Annotated in this window: 1 protein-coding gene; it reads right to left on the bottom strand. The window is 30.2% G+C overall.

Features of this window, described 5'->3' with window-relative positions; genetic code table 11:
- Window positions 1–775, bottom strand: a 775-nt coding sequence (locus AMN70_RS01730; protein WP_306452507.1) for a PEP/pyruvate-binding domain-containing protein, incomplete at both ends; no start/stop codon positions are given.

The following is a 775-nucleotide window of genomic DNA, read 5'->3' on the forward strand; positions in this document are numbered from 1 at the left end:
CGACTCTTCCATAGATGGATCTTTTGCATTAGCTGCTTTACGAGCTCTTTTGGTTATATATTGAGGCGTCCTAGTGCCTGCTACTACGTCCTCACCCTGAGCGTTAATTAAATATTCTCCATAAACATTATTGGATCCATCTGATGGATTTCTTGTAAATACAACTCCAGTGGCACAATCGTTACCCATATTTCCAAAAACCATAGACTGAACGTTTACTGCTGTTCCCCATTCAGATGGTATATGATTTAATTTTCTGTAAATTTTCGCTCTATTACTTTCCCAAGATAAAAATACAGCACTTATTGCACCAAACAATTGATCATAAACATTTTGTGGAAATTCTTTTTTAGTTTTTTCTTTAACAATCTTTTTAAAATCACTTATAAGCCCATCCCAATCACTTTCATTAAGCTCAGTATCTAATAAAACACCCTTGGTTAATTTATAATTTTCTATTAATTCTTCAAAATGATGACTTTCTACACCCATAACTACATTCCCATACATTTGAATAAATCTTCTATAACTATCTTTTGCAAATCTTCCATTTGAAGTTTTTTTTGATAAAGCAATTACAGTTTTATCATTAAGACCTAGATTAAGTATCGTATCCATCATACCAGGCATTGATACTCTGGCTCCAGATCTTACAGATAATAAAAGCGGGTTTTTTAAATCTCCAAACTTTTTTTTTACACTTTTTTCAATATTTTTAACTTCTGATTTAATTTTATTATCAATTTTAGAATTAAGTTTCTTTTTATTTTTATAA

Source organism: Candidatus Pelagibacter communis (assembly GCF_001179925.1).
Classification (GTDB): domain Bacteria; phylum Pseudomonadota; class Alphaproteobacteria; order Pelagibacterales; family Pelagibacteraceae; genus Pelagibacter; species Pelagibacter ubique_E.